The sequence below is a fragment of the Glycomyces sp. NPDC047010 genome, from assembly GCF_040644205.1.
Classification (GTDB): Bacteria; Actinomycetota; Actinomycetes; order Mycobacteriales; family Micromonosporaceae; genus Glycomyces.
Genome location: NZ_JBEYVY010000003.1, coordinates 543,203 through 560,262, shown reverse-complemented (window position 1 = coordinate 560,262; position 17,060 = coordinate 543,203). Strand labels below are relative to the sequence as shown.

Annotated in this window: 16 protein-coding genes and 1 rRNA gene; 12 read left to right on the top strand and 5 right to left on the bottom strand. The window is 70.9% G+C overall.

Annotated elements, in window-relative coordinates; genetic code table 11:
• The 10 genes from rrf to AB0A65_RS09050 all read left to right on the top strand — a co-directional run.
• Positions 1-93: ribosomal RNA gene (gene rrf, locus AB0A65_RS09095) — 5S ribosomal RNA — on the top strand; the annotation flags it as partial.
• Between the two features lie 92 nt (positions 94-185).
• On the top strand, positions 186-779 hold the full coding sequence (gene nadD / locus AB0A65_RS09090) for a nicotinate-nucleotide adenylyltransferase (RefSeq protein ID WP_359948733.1): 594 nt from the start codon (positions 186-188) through the stop codon (positions 777-779).
• Positions 780-899: 120 nt separating this feature from the next.
• Entirely contained in the window at positions 900-1,319 is a 420-nt protein-coding gene (gene rsfS, locus AB0A65_RS09085) for a ribosome silencing factor (RefSeq protein WP_359948661.1), read from the top strand.
• Positions 1,316-1,969: a histidine phosphatase family protein gene (locus tag AB0A65_RS09080; protein WP_359948659.1), complete on the top strand. Its 654-nt coding sequence runs from the start codon at positions 1,316-1,318 to the stop codon at positions 1,967-1,969. Before rsfS ends, AB0A65_RS09080 begins: the two co-directional genes overlap by 4 nt.
• Positions 1,970-2,067: 98 nt before the next feature.
• Complete coding sequence (locus AB0A65_RS09075; RefSeq protein ID WP_359948656.1) at positions 2,068-2,547, top strand: hypothetical protein; 480 nt, start codon at positions 2,068-2,070, stop codon at positions 2,545-2,547.
• Positions 2,548-2,560: 13 nt separating this feature from the next.
• The gene (locus tag AB0A65_RS09070; RefSeq protein ID WP_359948653.1) at positions 2,561-3,409 is read left to right on the top strand and encodes a DegV family protein; all 849 of its coding nucleotides are present in this window, start codon (positions 2,561-2,563) and stop codon (positions 3,407-3,409) included.
• A gap of 182 nt (positions 3,410-3,591) precedes the next feature.
• The gene (locus AB0A65_RS09065; protein WP_359948650.1) at positions 3,592-4,362 is read left to right on the top strand and encodes a helix-hairpin-helix domain-containing protein; all 771 of its coding nucleotides are present in this window, start codon (positions 3,592-3,594) and stop codon (positions 4,360-4,362) included.
• Positions 4,359-6,674 (top strand): ComEC/Rec2 family competence protein, encoded by a 2,316-nt coding sequence (locus tag AB0A65_RS09060; protein WP_359948647.1) that lies wholly within the window; start codon positions 4,359-4,361, stop codon positions 6,672-6,674. The genes AB0A65_RS09065 and AB0A65_RS09060 overlap by 4 nt, the downstream gene beginning before the upstream one ends.
• Before the next feature lie 156 nt (positions 6,675-6,830).
• Positions 6,831-7,820: a DNA polymerase III subunit delta gene (gene holA / locus AB0A65_RS09055; RefSeq protein ID WP_359948645.1), complete on the top strand. Its 990-nt coding sequence runs from the start codon at positions 6,831-6,833 to the stop codon at positions 7,818-7,820.
• On the top strand, positions 7,813-8,064 hold the full coding sequence (locus AB0A65_RS09050; protein WP_359948642.1) for a hypothetical protein: 252 nt from the start codon (positions 7,813-7,815) through the stop codon (positions 8,062-8,064). Before holA ends, AB0A65_RS09050 begins: the two co-directional genes overlap by 8 nt.
• 200 nt (positions 8,065-8,264) lie before the next feature.
• On the opposite strand, the gene rpsT is transcribed toward AB0A65_RS09050, so the two are convergent.
• Both rpsT and AB0A65_RS09040 read right to left on the bottom strand, forming a co-directional pair.
• Positions 8,265-8,537, bottom strand: a complete 273-nt coding sequence (gene rpsT, locus AB0A65_RS09045; RefSeq protein ID WP_359948639.1) for a 30S ribosomal protein S20 — start codon at positions 8,535-8,537, stop codon at positions 8,265-8,267.
• A gap of 203 nt (positions 8,538-8,740) precedes the next feature.
• On the bottom strand, positions 8,741-9,337 hold the full coding sequence (locus AB0A65_RS09040) for a TetR/AcrR family transcriptional regulator (protein ID WP_359948636.1): 597 nt from the start codon (positions 9,335-9,337) through the stop codon (positions 8,741-8,743).
• Between the two features lie 84 nt (positions 9,338-9,421).
• Between AB0A65_RS09040 and AB0A65_RS09035 the strand changes: the two genes are divergently transcribed.
• Entirely contained in the window at positions 9,422-10,444 is a 1,023-nt protein-coding gene (locus tag AB0A65_RS09035; protein ID WP_359948633.1) for a hypothetical protein, read from the top strand.
• Positions 10,445-10,655: 211 nt separating this feature from the next.
• Complete coding sequence (gene lepA / locus AB0A65_RS09030) at positions 10,656-12,488, top strand: translation elongation factor 4 (RefSeq protein ID WP_359948630.1); 1,833 nt, start codon at positions 10,656-10,658, stop codon at positions 12,486-12,488.
• Positions 12,489-12,551: 63 nt separating this feature from the next.
• Here lepA and AB0A65_RS09025 read toward each other — a convergent pair whose 3' ends face one another.
• From AB0A65_RS09025 to AB0A65_RS09015, 3 genes are all read right to left on the bottom strand, one after another.
• Positions 12,552-14,198: a hypothetical protein gene (locus AB0A65_RS09025; protein ID WP_359948628.1), complete on the bottom strand. Its 1,647-nt coding sequence runs from the start codon at positions 14,196-14,198 to the stop codon at positions 12,552-12,554.
• Between the two features lie 182 nt (positions 14,199-14,380).
• Positions 14,381-15,118 carry a hypothetical protein gene (locus tag AB0A65_RS09020; protein ID WP_359948625.1) on the bottom strand — a complete coding sequence of 246 codons (738 nt, stop codon included), beginning with the start codon at positions 15,116-15,118 and terminating at the stop codon, positions 14,381-14,383.
• Between the two features lie 187 nt (positions 15,119-15,305).
• A complete protein-coding gene (locus tag AB0A65_RS09015; protein WP_359948623.1) occupies positions 15,306-16,967 on the bottom strand; it encodes an alkaline phosphatase D family protein in 1,662 nt (553 codons plus the stop codon).
• Between the last annotated feature and the right edge of the window lie 93 nt (positions 16,968-17,060).

The following is a 17,060-nucleotide window of genomic DNA, read 5'->3' as shown; positions in this document are numbered from 1 at the left end:
ACACCCGGTCCCATTCCGAACCCGGTCGTTACGGCTTCCAGCGCCGATGGTACTGCACTCGAGAGGGTGTGGGAGAGCAGGACACCGCCAAACATGAAACACAGGGAAGGCCCCCACCAGAAGGTGGGGGCCTTTTCGCATGCCCTGATTCGGAATTGCGCGATAGGATTCGGCCTGTGAATGAGCTGGCTGTCCGACGCATCGGGGTGTTCGGCGGGACTTTCGATCCTCCGCACCTCGGGCATTTGGTCGCGGCCAGTGAGGCCGCATTCGAATGCGGATTGGACGAGGTGGTCTTCGTCCCGGCCGGCGACCCGTGGCAGAAAGCCCATATCAAGGTCACTGATGCGGCTGCGCGCCTTGAGATGACGCGGCTGGCGATCGGATCGGATCCGACGTTCAGAGTGGGTACCTGCGACATCGATCGGGAAGGCGCGACGTACGCCGTGGACACGGTCGCCGATGTGCGGGCCGAATACGACGGTGATGTCGAGCTGTTCTTCATCATCGGTGCGGACTCGTTGGAGAACCTCCATACGTGGCACCGGGTCGAAGAATTGGTCCGGGCCGTGAGGTTCATCGCGTTGAACCGTCCGGGGCACTCACGCAGCGAGGTCGACACGTCGTTTGGGATCGATGTCGAGTTCATCGACATGCCCGCGGTGGACCTGTCGTCGACCGAATGTCGGCAGCGTGTGCGGGACGGTCAACCGGTCCGTTACCTGGTGCCGGATGCGGTGGCGGCGTTCATCGCGGAGCGTGGGCTGTACCGCGGTTGAGGGCTGGGACGAGTCGCACAGCGACGGGCGCGAAACAGGGAGGTCGGCGTCGGAGGGCCCGTGTAAAACTAGAGCTGAGCCGGTGGAACCACCGGTGGAGACTCGTCGACAGGAGTGTTCGTGACCGCAAGCGAAACCGCCAAGACCCTGGCCTTCTCAGCAGCCCAGGCGGCGGCCGACAAGAAGGCTTTCGCCATCAATCTCCGGGACGTCACCTCGAAGATCGCACTCACCGATGTCTTCGTGATCGTCTCGGCCTCGAACGAGCGGCAGGTTCACGCGGTCGTCGACGCGGTCGAGGAGAAGCTCATCAAGGAGCACGACACGCGTCCGCTGCGCCGTGAGGGCAAGGGCGGCGAGCAGTGGGTGCTCCTGGACTACAACGAGATCGTGGTGCACGTCTTCCACCAGGAGGCGCGCGACTACTACGGTCTCGACGGGCTCTGGAAGGACTGCCCGGAGATCGAGTTCGTCGACCAGGCCGACGTGGAGCGGGACCGCCGCGCCGCGGTGGCCGAGAGCGACGGGGACGAGCGGTGAACCGGCTCCTCGTCGTCCGCCACGGGCAGACCGAGTGGAACATCGCCGGGCGCATCCAGGGCTCCACGGACATCGACCTGGACGAGACGGGCAAGGCGCAGGCGGTCGAGGCCGGTCCTGAGCTGGCCCTGTACGGGCCGGTGCGGATCATCTCGTCGGACCTGCGCCGCGCCGTGGACACGGCCCGGCCGGTCTCCGAGGCGACCGGTGTCGACATCGAGCTGGACAAGCGGCTCCAGGAGCGCGCGTACGGGCCCTGGGAGGGCCTGACGGGCGCGGAGATCGCCGAGCAGTTCCCCGACGACCACCGGCGGTGGCGCGCGGGAGAGCCGTTGCAGCACCCCGGGATCGAGACGTGGGCGGAACTGCACCGGCGGACGTCGGAAGCCGTGCGGGACATCGTCGAGTCCGACATCGAGGGGACCGCGATCGTGGTCTGCCACGGCGGTTCGGCGCGGCAGATCGTCGGCGGGATCCTCGACTGGGACCAGGCGCCGACGAGCAGCCTCTCGGGGCTCGACAACGCGCACTGGGCCGACCTGCGGCGGATGCGTTCGGGGAAGTGGCGCATGTTCGGCTACAACCTGGGGGTTCCGGCTCCGAACACGATCGGCGCGAGCCCGCTCGCGAAGGGCCAGCTGGCCCGGTAGCGGCGGATTTCCGGGCCGAGTGCTGGACCCGGTCGCCGTCCGGGATTTAGGCTTCGGTCGAGGTGCAACCGCGCCGGGACCGGAGACGTCGAACCGTCATGGACACGCGAACTTCACGAACCAGACGAATCGCGAACGCTGCGGGGCTGCTCGGCGGCGCCCTCCTGCTGGCCGCGCTCACCGCGTGCGGTGCCGGCGGGGGCGGGTCCGAGGACGACGCCTCGGCGACCCCGACGACCACGTCCCCCAGCGAGTCGCCAACCGCCGCAACGACTGAGGAGAGCCCCGTGCCCGATGAGAGCAGCACCCCGTACCTGGACCCGTCGATGGGCGACTCGTCGAAGCCCGGGTCGAGCTCGCTGACGACCATCTCGGGGACCGTCCAGTCGGGCGTGGAGTCCGGCTGCCTGGTCCTGGAGTTCGAGGGCACGGTGTACGGGATCTTCGGGAGCTTCGACTCCTCGGTCGTGTACGCGGGCGCCCAGGTCACGCTGCACGGCGAGGTCGACGCGGGCATGATGAGCACCTGCCAGCAGGGCACCCCGTTCGTGGTCCAGGAAGCCGAGACCGCGGATTAGGTAATGTGGCCGGGTGACCGTCGTCGTCGTAACCGATTCCACCTCGGCCCTGCCTGAGGCGCTGCGCGCTTCGCACGGGTCCCTGACGGTGCTCGGCATCCCGGTGCTCATCGGCGGCGCCGAGTACCGCGAGGGCGAGGACGTCGGCGGCGAGGCGATCCTCCGCGCGATGCGCGAGGGGCAGACCGTGACCACCTCGGGCCTGCCGCCGGAGGAGCTGCGGGCCACGTACACGCGGCTGCTCGACGAGGGCGCGAGCGGGATCGTCTCGGTGCACCTGTCGGGCAGGCTGTCCGGGACCGTGGCCGCCGCCGAGGCCGCCGCCGCGGGGTTCGGCGGGAAAGTCGCCGTCGTCGACTCGCTCGGGGCGGGGATGGGCGTCGGGTATCCGGCGCTCGCGGCCGTGGAGGCCGCGGAGAAGGGCATGGACCTGCTGACGGCCGCCGCGGCAGCGCAGGAGGCGATCGGGCGGACCACCACCTACTTCTACCTGGACACGCTGGAGTACCTGCGGCGCGGCGGGCGGATCAGCGCGGCCCGGGCGATCGTGGGCACCGCCTTGTCGGTGAAACCCATTCTGGGCGTTGAGGACGGGCGCATCGACGTGATCGAGAAGGTCCGCACGCCTACGCGCGGTTTGCAGCGCCTCGCGGCGCTCGCCGTGGGAGACGCCGGTGAGTCCGAGGTCGAGATGACCGTGCATCACTTGGGGACCGAGCGGCGGGCCGAGGCGCTCGCCGGGTGGCTCCAGGAGCGCTTCGAGGGCCGGCTGCGGGGCATGGACGTCACCGAGGTCGGCGCCGCCGTCGGCGCCCACTGCGGGCCGGGGCTGGTCGGGGTCATTACGCGTCGTCGGAACTGACTTACGACGGTTGTCGGTGGCGCCGGATAGGTTTGAAGTGGGGGGTCCCCAGGTGTCCGATTTGCGGAGAAACTCCGTTCATTTTTGAGGGGCTCGGCGGAGTTGTCCACAGGTCGCGGGGAGTTATCCACAGCCGGGAAAAATCTCAGTCACCCCCGTAACCTCTGCTCGTTGACCCGGGTATGGAACGCGACCAGACACCCGAAGCCCAGGCCCTCGCCGCGAGGCTCCGGCTGAAACTCCACTCCGCCGACGAGCAGACCTGCAAAGAGACCGTCGACGCCGACAGCGGCGACGCCAAGGCTGAGCCCGTGCCGAAGGCGCCGCCGAAGCGGCGGTTCGAGGACCGGATCGAGCGGCTCCAGCACCGGTTCGGGCTCTCGCACCTAAACAGGTGGGTGCTGGCGATTGTCGGGGTCCTCGTGGCCGCCGTGGGGCTCGCCGTGACGATCCTGTCGTGGCCCGAGACGCAGCCCGCCGCGACCGCGCCGACCGTGGTTCCGGAAGCGGCCGAACAGGCTCCGGAGCTGATCGTCGTCTCCGTCGCCGGGGCCGTGAACAAGCCGGGGATCGTGGAGCTCGAAGCCGGGGCGCGCGTTGCCGACGCCATCGAGGCCGCGGGCGGGCTCGCCGACGGCGCCGATCCCGGGTTCCTCAATCTCGCGCGAGTAGTTGCCGACGGGGATCTGGTGGCGGTGCCCGACGCCGCCGCATCGGGGGTCCCGCCGCCTGGGGCGAGTGGGACCAGCGGTGGCATGGCCGGTCTGGTCAACATCAATGTCGCCGGCGCGCAGGAACTCGACGCGCTCAAGGGCATCGGCCCGGTCCTCGCCGAGCGGATCATCGAGTACCGCGAGGCGAACGGGAGCTTCCAGTCGGTTGACGAGCTGTCGGAGGTCTCCGGGATCGGGTCGGCCTTGCTGGAGCAGTTGCGCGAGCAGGTGACGCTGTGAGCGCCGAGTTCACGCTGCGGCCCGCGCCCTCCGAGGTGGTGCGGCGGGACTGGCGGCTGCCGCTCGTCGCCGCCGGGGTGTGGGCGGCCGCGCTCGCGGGGCTGTACGGCGGCGTCGTCGCCGGCCTGGTCACGACGGTGGTCTGTGTCGTGCTGGTGGCCTTGAGGATCGGCAGGCGTGACGGGGTTGCGGCCGCGGTCGCGACGGTCGCGTTCGGGGCGATGCTCGGCGCCGGGGTCACGACGGCGCACGTTGCGGCGCGGGACCATCCCGGGCTCGCCGCCCTCACCTCCGAGGAGGCTCGCGGGGAGGCCGAGCTCGTGCTGCACACGGTGCCGAAGCCGACGATGAAGCGGCCGGACATGGTCACTGCGACCGCGCGGCTGCGCACCTTCAGGTCCGATGAGGGTGTGGTGGAGGGGAACTGGCAGGTGCTGCTCGTCGCCAGCGGCGCGGAGTGGGCGGAGATCGGTTCGGGGCAGCGGCTCACTGTGTCTGCGGTGCTTCGGGAGGCGGAGCCGGGACGGTTGACGGCGGCGATCGTCAGTGCCCGCGGACCCCCGGAGCTCGACGGCGAGCCCACGCTGCCGCACCGGTTCGCCGCACATGTGCGCGAGCGCCTCGCCGAGGCCGTCGGGGTGGTGCCGCAGCCGGAGGCCGGGCTTATCCCGGCGCTCGCGGTGGGGGACACGTCGCTGATGGACCCCGAGATCGCGGCGGACTTCCGGACCACCGGGCTCGTGCATCTCGTGGTCGTCTCGGGCTACCACCTGAGCCTCTTGGTTGGTGCGGTGCTGGCCGTAGCGGTCCTGTGCAGGGCGGGGCCGCGGGCCCGTGTCGTCGCCGGAGCGGTGGCGGCCTTGGTGATCGTGGTCGTCGCGGGGCCGCAGCCGAGTGTGCTGCGAGCGGCCGTGATGGCGGGGATGACGCTCCTGGCTTTGGCGGCGGGTCGGCCGCGGGCCGCGATGCCCGCGTTGGCGACCGCGGTGCTGCTGGTGGTGCTCGTGGACCCGGACATGGCCGCGCAGGCGGGGTTCGCGCTGTCGGTGGCGGCGTGCGTCGGGTTGCTGCTGCTGGCGTTCCGGTGGGCGAAGCCGCTGGAGCACCGGGGCTGGCCGCAGGGCGTGGCGCTGGCGGTGACGATCCCGCTGGCGACGCAGGTGGCGGTGACGCCGCTGCTGGTCGGGCTCGGCAGCGGGGTGAGTCTGGTGTCCGTGCCGGTGAACCTGCTGGCGGCCTTGGTGGCCGCACCGGTGGTCGTGCTGTCCGTGGGCGCCGCGGCCGCGGCCGCGGTGTGGGTCCCCGCGGGGGAGTTCATGTCGCAGCTGGCCGCGCTTCCGGCGCGGTGGCTGATCTGGCTGGCGCGCACCGGGGCCGAGGTGCCGGGGGCGCTGCTGCCGGTCCCCGGCGGGCTGTGGTGGGGGATCGGGTCAGCGCTGGTGCTCGCGCTGGTGATCGGGCTCCTCCAGATGCGGCGGTTCCGGCGGGCCGTGGTGGCGGTGCTCCTGGCCGCGGGGCTCGGGACCGTCCCGGCCTGCCTGTCGTCGGGAGGCGCACCCTCGGGCTGGGTGGTGACGATGTGCGATGTGGGCCAAGGGGATGCCTTGGTGCTTCCGGCCGGGGACGCAGCGATCGTGGTCGACGTCGGGCCCGATCCGGAACCGGTCGACGCGTGCCTGGAGGCGCTCGGGGTGGACCGGGTGGCGCTGCTCGTCCTCTCGCACTTCCACATCGACCACACGGCCGGGATCGGCGGGGTCATGGAGGGCCGCGAGGTGGCCGCGATCCTGGCGCCGCCGCCGGGGGAGGCCCGGTACGGGTACGAGTTGGTGGAGGAGCGGGCCGGTGAGGTGCCGGTGCTGGAGGCCGTCCCGGGCGAGGTGTTCGCGTTCGGGGACACGAGGCTGGAGGTGCTGGGGCCGCCCGCGGACCCGTTGAGCGGCACCCGGTCGGACCCGAACAACAACTCGGTCGCGCTGCGGGCCGAGGTCGCAGGGACGAGCGTCCTCCTCGCCGGGGACGTGGAACTGGAGGGCCAGCGGGCGCTGCTGAACCGCGGGGCGGGGCTCGGCGTCGACGTGCTGAAGGTGCCGCACCACGGGTCGTCGTTCCAGGTGCCGGAGTTCCTGGAGGCGGCCGATCCGGCGGTGGCGCTCGTCGGCGTCGGGGCGGGCAACGAGTACGGGCACCCGGACCCCGGTCCGCTGGGGCTCTTGGAGAAAGGGGGAGCGCTCGTCTTCCGGACGGACGAGGACGGGCGGATCACGGTGGCGCGCAGCGGCGGACGGATCGAAGTGCGGACGGAGGCATGATGTGAGGGATCGATTACACGGCGACGCCGTTCGGGTGATTGGGTGACGGACTCGCCGGGGTGAACCGGGATCTTCCGGCAGGATGCGGGCGCTGCGAGGAAGGCGCCGGACCGGTCGCGGCCCGGGGCGGCCCGCACCGCATGCAAGGATGGTGCCGTGGCTGCACTCGAACCCATCCGACTGATCCTGGGCGACGACGAGTTCCTCGCCGAGCGGGCCGCCGCCGAGTACGTCAAGGCGGTGCGGGCCGAGATGCCCGAGGGCGACCCCGCCCCGGCCGTCAACCGCGTCCCGGGCGCCGACCTCACCGCCGGGGCCCTGACCGAGCTGACGAGCCCGACCCTGTTCGGCGGCGCGGTCGTCGGCATCGTCGAGTCGGGCCAGGACGTCGACAAGGACACCATCGCGGCGGTCCTCGCCTACGCGAAGCAGCCCGCGCCGGAGATCTACCTGGCCGTCTGCCACAACGGCGGCAACAAGGGCAAGGCGCTCTCGGAGGGCCTGAAGAAGCTCGACGTGCCGATCGTGCGCGCCGCGAAGATCAAGCGGCAGCCCGACCGGGTCGCGTTCGTGCGCGGGGAGCTGCGGGACGCCGGGGCGTCGCCGCGGTCGGCGTCGGCGGAGATCGCCGACACGATCATCCAGGCCGTGGGATCGGACCTGCGCGAGCTCGCCTCGGCGTGCGCGCAGCTGGTCGCCGACACCGACGGGAAGATCACCCAGGAGAGCGTCGCGCAGTACTACTCGGGCCGCGCCGAGGTCTCCGGGTTCACCGTCGCCGACGCGACGATCGCCGGGGACGCGGCCGAGGCGCTCGGCGCGCTGCGGTGGGCCATGCAGGTCGGCGTCGACCCGGTGCCGATCGCCGACGCGCTGGCGATGGCGGTGCGGAACCTGTCGCGGGTCGCGTCCGAGCGGGGCGGGGCGGCGCAGCTCGCCGGTCAGCTCGGCATGGCGCCGTGGCAGATCGAGAAGGCCCGCAAGCAGGCCCGGAACTGGACCGCGGACTCGCTCGCGGAGGCGATGCAGGTGTGCGCGCGGCTCAACGGCGAGGTGAAGGGCGGCGCGGACGACCGCGGCTGGGCCCTGGAGCACGCGATCCTCCAGATCACCCGGTTGAGTGCCGCCGGGAGGGGTCGTGTCTGAGTACCGCCACGGACGGGTGAGCCGGCCCCGCAGGCCCTGGTACGCGAAGGCGCTGGGGATCAAGCACCTGTACCTGTCGAATTTGATGTGCGTGCTGCTGTTCGAGGGGACGGTCGGGCTCGGGGTGCTCATGGCGCTGACCGAGCTGGTGACCTGGTGGGTCGTGCTGATCCTGCCGCTCTCGGTGGCCGCCATGGTGAAGCTCAACGACCTCGTCGCGGGGGCGCTCAGCCGCCACGGCTGACGGCGGGCACGGCGAGAGGTCGGCACGGCCGGATCGAGCCGCCCCCGGATGAATGGTGCCTTCGGGGTGTGACATGACAATGGCGCGGGTGTGGGTGTGGGTGTGGGTGTGGGTGTGGGCGCGGTGGGGGCAGAAGACGCCGAAGGCCCGGGGCCGAGCCCCGGGCCTTTGAAGCTTTGTCGCTGTCTGCGGCGTCGCGGTTAGGCGGCGGCGGAGAGCTTGTTGAAGGAGGCGGCGAGCTTGGACTTGCGCTGCGCGGCCTGGTTCTTGTGGATGACGCCCTTGGTCGCGGCCTTGTCGAGCTCGCGGCTCGCGGCGCGGAAGTGGGTCTCTGCGGCAGCGACGTCGCCGGTGGCAGACGCCTCACGGAACTTCCGGACGGACGTCTTGAGCGACGACTTCACAGACTTGTTGCGGATGCGGCGCTTCTCGTTCGTGAGAATGCGCTTTTCCTTGGACTTGATGTTCGCCACGCGTGAAGCCTCAGTTTCGTGATTGCTTGGGTTCCTTAATTGATCGCGTCGGAGGCAGAGGGCACTCCGGAGCGCCTGTCAACGTTACCAGGACCCGAGCAACACGCACGCCCTGGGAGCATGACCGCGAGCCAGGTTACACCAGGTCGCGGGCGTCGGCCGAGCCAAGGCCCCGGGCTGTCGCGCACATTACCCCCGCGGGGTCAGACTTGGGCGCCGCGCGCCCGCAGGGCGGGGAGGACCACCTCGTCGACGATGCTCTCGATCGCCTCCCGCGGCACGGTCCCGTAGATGATGAACTCGTTGCGCACCAAGTCGATCGGGAGCCTGCGCAGGCGCTCGGTGAGGTGCTCCTCGGCAAGCTCGCCCCGCGCGATCGCGCGCTTGTACACGGCCCGGTCCAGGAGGTTCGCGAGCTCGCTCACCAGGGACCCGACCAGGATCTTGCGGACCTCGGGGTCGGTGCTGACGTCGGTGAGCATGCCGAGCATCGCGGTCTGGCCGACCAGGCGCATGCGCCGGTGCGCGACCGTGACCAGCGCGACGATGTCGCCGCGGATCGACCCGGTGTCCGGGACGGTCTCCGCCTGCGGGAGGCGGCTCGCGATGCACGCCATGAGGATGTGGACCCGGCTCGGCCAGCGCCGGTACACGACGGGCTTGCTGGTCCCGGCCCGCTTCGCGACGCCCTCCATGGTGAACCCGGCGTAGCCCGCGTCGCGGAACTCGTCGAACGCGGCGTCGAGGATCGCCTGCTCCAGTTCCTCGCCGCGACGCCTGGACGCTCCCTTGCGCTCCAACCCGACCCCCCTAGATACCGATGGTTTCTTATGTTAGCTTGAGGAAAGCAAGATACGGACAGTATCTTACGAGAGGAAACCATCATGGAAACCGCCCCCGAGCGCACCTCGATCGGACGCGTGATCGGACTCAGCGCCGGTCTCGCCCTGATCGTCGGCGCCGTCACCCTCGCCTTCGCCTGGCCCTCCGCGGGCATGGGCCCGAACGAGGTCCCGATCGCCGTCGTCGGCCCCGCCGAGGCGGCCGTGCAGGTCCAGGACCAGCTCGACCAGGCCGAGCCCGACGGGTTCGACGTCACCGCCGCGGCCGACGCCGACGAGGCCGCCCAGCTCATCGAGGACCGCGAGGTCTACGCGGCCCTCCAGATCGGCCCCGACGGGGTCACCGCCTACACCGCCTCGGCCGCCTCACCCACGGTCGCGCGGCTCGTCACCGGCATCGCCGACCAGATCGCCGCCCAGATGGGCCAGGCGAGCGGCCAGATCGTGCAGGTCACCGTCGAGGACCTGGTCGCGCTCCCCGCCGACGACCCGAACGGCGCCGGACTGGCCGCCTCGGGCCTGCCGCTCGCCGCGGGCGGCATCATCATCGCCGCGCTCATCGGCTCCGCCGTGCGCGGCTCGGGCCGCCAGGCCGCCGCCGCGGTCCTCGGGCCGCTCGCGATCGGCGCGGGCGTGGCCGCGATCCTGCTGTACGTCCTGGAGTCCATCGAGGGCGACTACCTGACGATCGCCGCCGCGATCAGCCTCGCGGCGGCCGCGACGGGCTGGTTCATCCTCGGGCTGCGCAAGCTCCTGGGGACGGCCGGGATCGCCGTGGGCGCGGTCGTCGTGATGCTCGTGGGCAACCCGATCTCGGGCCTGACCAGCGCGCCGGAGCTGCTGCCCGCCCCGTGGGGCGAGGTCGGCCAGTACCTGCCGCCGGGCGCGGGCGCGACGCTGCTGCGCTCGACCGCGTACTTCGACGGGGCCGGGGCGCAGACCGCCGTGTGGGTCCTCGCCGCGTGGCTCGCCGCCGGAGTGGTGATCTTCACGATCGGGGCCGTGCGCAGCCGCGTCAGGGCCGTCGAGGTCCCCGAGCGGGAGGCCGCGGCGGTCGCCGCCTGACCCGCACCCGACCACCAGGAGACCGGAGGCCGTTCCCGCGACGTGGCGGGGACGGCCTTTCGCGCTGGGTGTGCGGGGGCACCGGGGCCGGTAAGGCAGAATTGTCAAGCCCGCCCCTTACACGACCGGACCGTGACCATGAACGGCCCGACGGCGGGGGAGTGGCGACGCTTGCGCGCCACAGTCCGTGCAGCCGAGAGGGAAGGTCAACGTGACCAACGCGCCAGGTTCGACCGCGCCGGAGTCGATCCGGAACTTCTGCATCATCGCGCACATCGACCACGGGAAGTCCACCCTGGCCGACCGCATGCTGCAGATCACCGAGGTCGTCGACGCCCGCCAGATGCGCGCGCAGTACCTCGACCGGATGGACATCGAGCGCGAGCGCGGCATCACCGTGAAGTCCCAGGCCGTGCGCATGCCCTGGACGGTCCGCTCCGGCGCGGCCGAGGGGCAGGGCTTCGTCCTCAACATGATCGACACCCCCGGGCACGTGGACTTCACGTACGAGGTGTCGCGGTCGCTCGCCGCCTGCGAGGGCGCGATCCTGCTGGTCGACGCCGCGCAGGGCATCGAGGCGCAGACGCTCGCGAACCTGTACCTGGCGATGAACAACGACATGACGATCATCCCGGTGCTCAACAAGATCGACCTCCCCTCGGCCGACCCGGACCGGTACGCCGAGGAGATCGCGCACCTCATCGGGTGCGAGCCCGAGGAGGTCCTGCGGGTCTCCGGCAAGACCGGCGTCGGCGTGGCCGAGCTGCTGGACGCGGTCGTCGCGCAGGTCCCGGCGCCCGTGGGCGACCCGGACGCGCCCGCGCGGGCGATGATCTTCGACTCGGTCTACGACGTGTACCGCGGCGTCGTCACGTACATCCGGGTGGTGGACGGCAGGCTCAACGCCCGCGACCGCATCCGCATGATGTCGACCCGCGCCGACCACGAGCTGCTGGAGATCGGCGTCATCAGCCCCGAGCCGGTCGTCTCGAAGGCCCTGAGCGTCGGCGAGGTCGGGTACCTGATCACCGGCGTGAAGGACGTGCGCCAGTCCAAGGTCGGCGACACCGTCACGCTCAACAAGAACCCGGCGGCCGAGGCCCTGCCCGGCTACACCGAGGCCAAGCCGATGGTCTACTCCGGGCTGTACCCGATCGACGGCTCCGACTACGGGAACCTCCGCGAGGCCCTCGACAAGCTCCAGCTCAACGACGCCGCGCTCCAGTACGAGCCCGAGACGTCGGCGGCGCTCGGCTTCGGGTTCCGCGTGGGCTTCCTGGGCCTGCTGCACCTGGAGATCATCCAGGAGCGCCTGGAGCGCGAGTTCAACCTCGACCTGATCTCGACCGCCCCGAACGTGGTCTACCAGGTCGTCAAGGAGGACGGCGAGGAAGTCGAGGTCACGAACCCCTCGGAGTTCCCCGAGGGCAAGATCTACTCGATCACCGAGCCGGTCGCCAAGGCCACCATCCTGACCCCGAAGGAGTACATCGGGCAGGTCATGGAGCTCTGCCAGACGAAGCGCGGCGTGCAGATCGGCATGGACTACCTCTCGACCGACCGGGTCGAGATCCGGTACACGCTGCCGCTCGCGGAGATCGTCTTCGACTTCTTCGACCAGTTGAAGTCCCGCACCAAGGGCTACGCGTCGCTCGACTACGACATCGACGGCTCGCAGGAGTCCAACCTCGTGAAGGTCGACATCCTGCTCCAGGGCGAGAAGGTCGACGCGTTCGCCGCGATCGTCCACCAGGACCAGGCGTACTCCTACGGGGTGCGCCTCTCGGAGCGCCTCAAGAAGCTCATCCCGCGCCAGCAGTTCGAGGTGCCGATCCAGGCGGCGATCGGGTCGCGGATCATCGCCCGCGAGACGATCCGCGCGCTGCGCAAGGACGTGCTCGCCAAGTGCTACGGCGGCGACATCTCCCGCAAGCGCAAGCTCCTGGAGAAGCAGAAGGAGGGCAAGAAGCGGATGAAGAACATCGGCCGCGTCGAGGTCCCCCAGGAGGCGTTCATCGCCGCCCTGCGCACCGACGAGGACTAGAGCGAGAACAACGAGGCGGCCGCCCCCTGTGCCGGGGGGCGGCCGCCTCTCACTGTGCCGGGCCTATAGATCGACCACGGCGCCGCCGATGGTCACCACGAGGGTGCCCCCGGAGTTGAAGCTCCAGGCGAGGGAGCCGCCGTAGGCCGAGCAGCGGGAGCCGTTGGAGCCGGTGTCCCACTGGTTCGACGAGTCGGAGTTGCCGACGATGCGGTCGTTGGAGCCGCTGTCGCACGAGGTGTTGCCGCGGAACACCGAGGTGCCCGCGTCGAAGTTGAAGTTGCGCTCGGTGTTGCGGACGCTCAGGTTGTTCGAGATCGTCATCGAGCCGGGGTTCGAGTTGTACGTGAACCCGTGCTTGCCGTTCTCGAACGCGATGGACCGCACGACCGTGTGGTTCACCGCGATGTCCTCGCCGCCGAGCTTGTAGCCGTTGCGGTCGCCGTTGCCGGCCTGCCCGCCGTTCGAGAGCGTCCCGTTGTCGTACGCGAGGGAGTCCTCGATGGTCACCGGGCCGATGGCGCCGGTGTCCGGCTTGGTGTACAGGTCCCAGCCGTCGTCGATGTTGTTGTGGGACACGCAGAACCGGAAGACGTTCCCGGAGCCGGAGGTGAGCTTCGCGGCGAAGCCGTCCGCGTCCTCGCCGTCGGAGTCGACGTTGTCGTGCGACTCGGACGAGAGGATGAGGTTGTTCGCGGGCCACTCGCTGGAGGGCGCGCCCGCGGTGTACCGGGCGATCTGGAGGCCCGTGTCGGCGTTGTGCCTGGTCACCACCCGCTCGATGATGTTGTTGCTGCCGCCCAGGAGGATCCCGTTGTCGCCGGCGTGCTCGACGGCGAAGCCCTTGAAGTGCCACCAGTCGCCGCCCATGGCGATGCCGCGGTTGGCGTCGGCCTCGGCCTGCGCCGAGAAGTTGAGCACGGGGGACTCGCCGGGGTAGGCGAACAGCTCGGTGCGGTTGCCCGAGGACCCGTCCTTGCCCGGCGGGATCGCCAGGGTGCTCGACAGGTTGTAGGTGCCGCCGCGCAGGTAGATGGTGCCGCCGGAGGCGATGCGGTCGACCGCCGAGGCGATCGTCGTCGGGCTCGCCAGAGTGCCGGGGGCGCTGGCGCTGCCGTTGGGGGACGCGTAGAGCGCGTCCGAGGTCGGCGGGGGCGTGGTCGTGCCGGGGTCGCCCGGGGTCGTGGGCTCCTCGGTCGGTTCGCCGTCCGGCGTGCCGGAGTAGGTCGCGAACTCCGCGATCCGGGGCGTGCCGGTGGCGCTGGAGATGACGAAGTTGATCTTCTTGAGGGACGTGGCGGCGAAGGTGATGGTGCCCGCGCCGGTGCCGGAGGCCAGCACGGCCCCGTTGTCGTTGTTGACGACCTGCCAGTTGCCGATGGTGCCGCCGCCGGAGGCGGAGGTGATGACGACGGTGGAGACGCTGACGGCCGAGCCCCACTTGACGGAGATGCGGCCGGTGGACCCGCTGGGGGACCAGTAGGTGCTCGCGTTGCCGTCGATGACGTTGCCGTAGCTGGTGCCGCTGGCCTTGCTGCTGCCGTCGGCGCCTGCGCCGAGGCTGAGGTTGGTGCCGAGGGCCTGGGCGGAGAACGACGGCTCGTCGGCGGTGTCCGCCGCCGCCATCGTCATCGACATGGCGGTTCCGGCGATCACCACCGCCGCCGCGGCCAGGGCCGCTCCGATCCGTAGTCTGGCTGTGCGTCGCATGCGCGTGACCTCTCGTGAGGGAAATATTGAGGCATTTGAATGAATCTAAGGCAAGGGCTTTCATGCGGTCAAGGGTCTGGGTGCAACCGATTGCCTAAATTTTTTCGCCGCCCCCTCGGCACGGCCCGGGCACGAAGAAGGGGCGGAACCGATCCGGTTCCGCCCCTTGGCGTCTCAATGCCCTACTGCTGCGGGTAGCCCGGCGGCGGCGGGACCTGGCCCGGCGCCGGGGGCTGCTGCTGCGGGTAGCCCGGGGCGGGCGGCTGCTGGCCGGGCTGCTGGGGGTACCCCTGGGCCGGGGGCTGCTGCGGGTAGCCCTGCGCCCCGGGCTGCTGCTGGTAGCCGCCCGGCGGGACGACCGGGGGCTTCGGCTGGTTGCCCGGCTGCGCCCGCAGGTAGTGCTCGACCTCGGGCTGGGTCAGCAGGTAGAAGCTGAAGCCGACGGCGCCGAGGCGGGCGATCGAGACCAGCGCGCCGACGGCCGCGATCCAGCCCCAGCCGACCCACAGGCCGCCGAGGGAGAACAGGCCGAGCAGGCCGTAGCCGATGTACAGGCCGATGCGCGGGTCCTGCGCGCCGAAGACGCCGAGCTTGCCCTTGGTGATGAACCACGCGATCGTGCCCGCCACGCCGCCGTGGAAGATCACGCCGACGATGGCCGAGGCCACGAGGAATCCGGTGGGGGCCCACCACGGCGCGGTCGCCATCGCGAGGATCGCCAGCGGCACCATGAGCACCGACAGGGCCACGTACCCCCACAGCACCTGCGTCAGCTGGTTGAACTTCGGGGGCCGGCCCGGGTGCGCCTTGGCGCCCCACTCGGTGAGGAGATCCGGGCCGCCGGGCTGCGGTCCGGGGGCTCCGGGGCCGGGGGCCGCGCCGTACTGATTCGGTTCGGGCGATTGCGGCGGATACGTCATAGTCGCTGCTCCGGGCATAGAGAAGGGTGTGCAATTACTGCTCACTGTAGCCGCACGCGGCAACCGCCGGTGTCCGCCGTTCCGCCCCGCACGCCCGTCCGAAACGGGCCTCCGAGAGGCGTTGCGGCGCACCGGGGCCGCCGGGCGGGAGGGCGCCCGCGGGGGCGCCCTCCCTTTGCGGGGGGAACTAGTTCAGGTAGTCGTCGGCGTTCTCGTCGGAGTCCGCGAACGGGCCCGTGTTGCGCGACATGACCGACGGGTCGACCGGCCGGTCGTACGTCTGGTGCAGCGAGCGGTCCCGGTCCTCGATCGTGTAGGACCGGCGCGTGTACACCGGCGCGTCCTGGACCGTGACCTGCGGGACGACCTGGAAGTTCACGTCCATCCGGTCGGGCGTGATCACGGTCTCCACATAGCCGCGCTGGGCGTTGCGGAACTTGATGTGCGGGTTGATGACCAGCGCCGAGTTGTCCTCCGGCACCGAGTCGGCGCCGTTCCCGCCCGAGGTGACCGACGTGGCGACCAGCTCCACGCCGACCGAGTCGCCCTGCGCGTCAGGGAAGTCCGGGAGGATCTCCCCGGCCCAGTGCGTGTGCACGTCGCCGGTGAGCACCACCGGGTTGCGCACCTCGGCCTCGACCCAGCCGTCGATGATCCGCTGGCGCGACGCGGCGTACCCGTCCCACCCGTCCATGCTGGTGCGCAGCACGTCGGCGGCGGCGCTGCTGTCGCGCTGCGTGAAGAACACCTGCTGGCCGATGACGTCCCAGCGGGCCGTCGACTCGTGGAACCCGTCGATCAGCCACTCCTCCTGGGCCGCACCGGTGATGGTGCGCGACTCGTCCCACGCGTCGGCGCAGTTGCTCTGGGTGCCGTCGCCGCACGCCTGGTCGTCGCGGTACTGGCGGGTGTCGAGCATGTGGAAGTTCGCGAGCCTGCCCCACCGGACCCGCCGGTACAGCTGCATGTCGATGCCGTCGGGCACGGAGGTGCGGCGCAGCGGCATGTTCTCCCAGTACGCCTGGAACGCGGCGGCCCGCCGGACCAGGAAGTCCGCGGTGTCCGGGGTGTCCGAGCCGATCTCGGGGACCTCGTCGGCCCAGTTGTTCTCGGTCTCGTGGTCGTCCCAGATCACCAGCCACGGCGCCACGAGGTGGGCGGCCTGGAGGTCCGGGTCGGCCTTGTACTGGGCGTGGCGCTGGCGGTAGGTCGCGAGCGTGACCGTCTCGGGCCCTTCGTGGTCGCGGACGTTCCCGTCGGGGGAGAGGTACACGCCCGCCTTGTACTCGTACTGGTAGTCGCCGAGGTGCAGGATCAGGTCCGGGTGCGACTCGGCCATGTGCCGGTAGGCGGTGAAGTAGCCGTGCTCGTACTGCGAGCAGGACGCGAACGACATGCGCAGCTCGCCCGGCATGGACCGGCGCGAGGGCGCGGTGAGGGTCCGCCCGACCGGGGACTTCCAGCGGCCGGTCGAGAAGCGGTAGTAGTACTCGCGGGCCGGTTCGAGGCCGTCGACCTCGACGTGGACGCTGTGGCCGACCTCGGCGGCGGTCTCGACGCGCCCGGAGGCGACGCGGTGGCGGAAGCGCTCGTCCTTGGCGACCTCCCACTTGACGTCGAAGACCCCGGCGGGCATGCCGCCCATGCCGTCCTCGGCGAGCGGGTCCACGGCCAGGCGGGTCCACAGGACCACGCCGTCGGGCTCGGGGTCGCCCGAGGCGACGCCGAGGGTGAAGGGGTCGGTGCGGAGGACGGGGTGGATCTTCGTCTCGGCCCACGCGGCGGCGGGGACCGCGGTTGCGGCGGCGGCGCCGGAGGACGCGAGCAGGATGCGGCGCGACATGCGCATGTCATTGCCTCGCTTCGGGGGGAGTTGAGCGGGTTTGCGGTCCCCCACAGCCCAGCAAGCGCGCGTGGATTGCCCGGAACGTCCGCCCGAAGG

Coding starts and splice junctions, on each gene's coding strand:
- AB0A65_RS09075 (WP_359948656.1), top strand. CDS start 2,068: ATGGACACGCGAACTTCACGAACCAGACGAATCGCGAACGCTGCGGGG.
- AB0A65_RS09065 (WP_359948650.1), top strand. CDS start 3,592: ATGGAACGCGACCAGACACCCGAAGCCCAGGCCCTCGCCGCGAGGCTC.
- AB0A65_RS09035 (WP_359948633.1), top strand. CDS start 9,422: ATGGAAACCGCCCCCGAGCGCACCTCGATCGGACGCGTGATCGGACTC.
- AB0A65_RS09025 (WP_359948628.1), bottom strand. CDS start 14,198: ATGCGACGCACAGCCAGACTACGGATCGGAGCGGCCCTGGCCGCGGCG.
- AB0A65_RS09020 (WP_359948625.1), bottom strand. CDS start 15,118: ATGACGTATCCGCCGCAATCGCCCGAACCGAATCAGTACGGCGCGGCC.
- AB0A65_RS09015 (WP_359948623.1), bottom strand. CDS start 16,967: ATGCGCATGTCGCGCCGCATCCTGCTCGCGTCCTCCGGCGCCGCCGCC.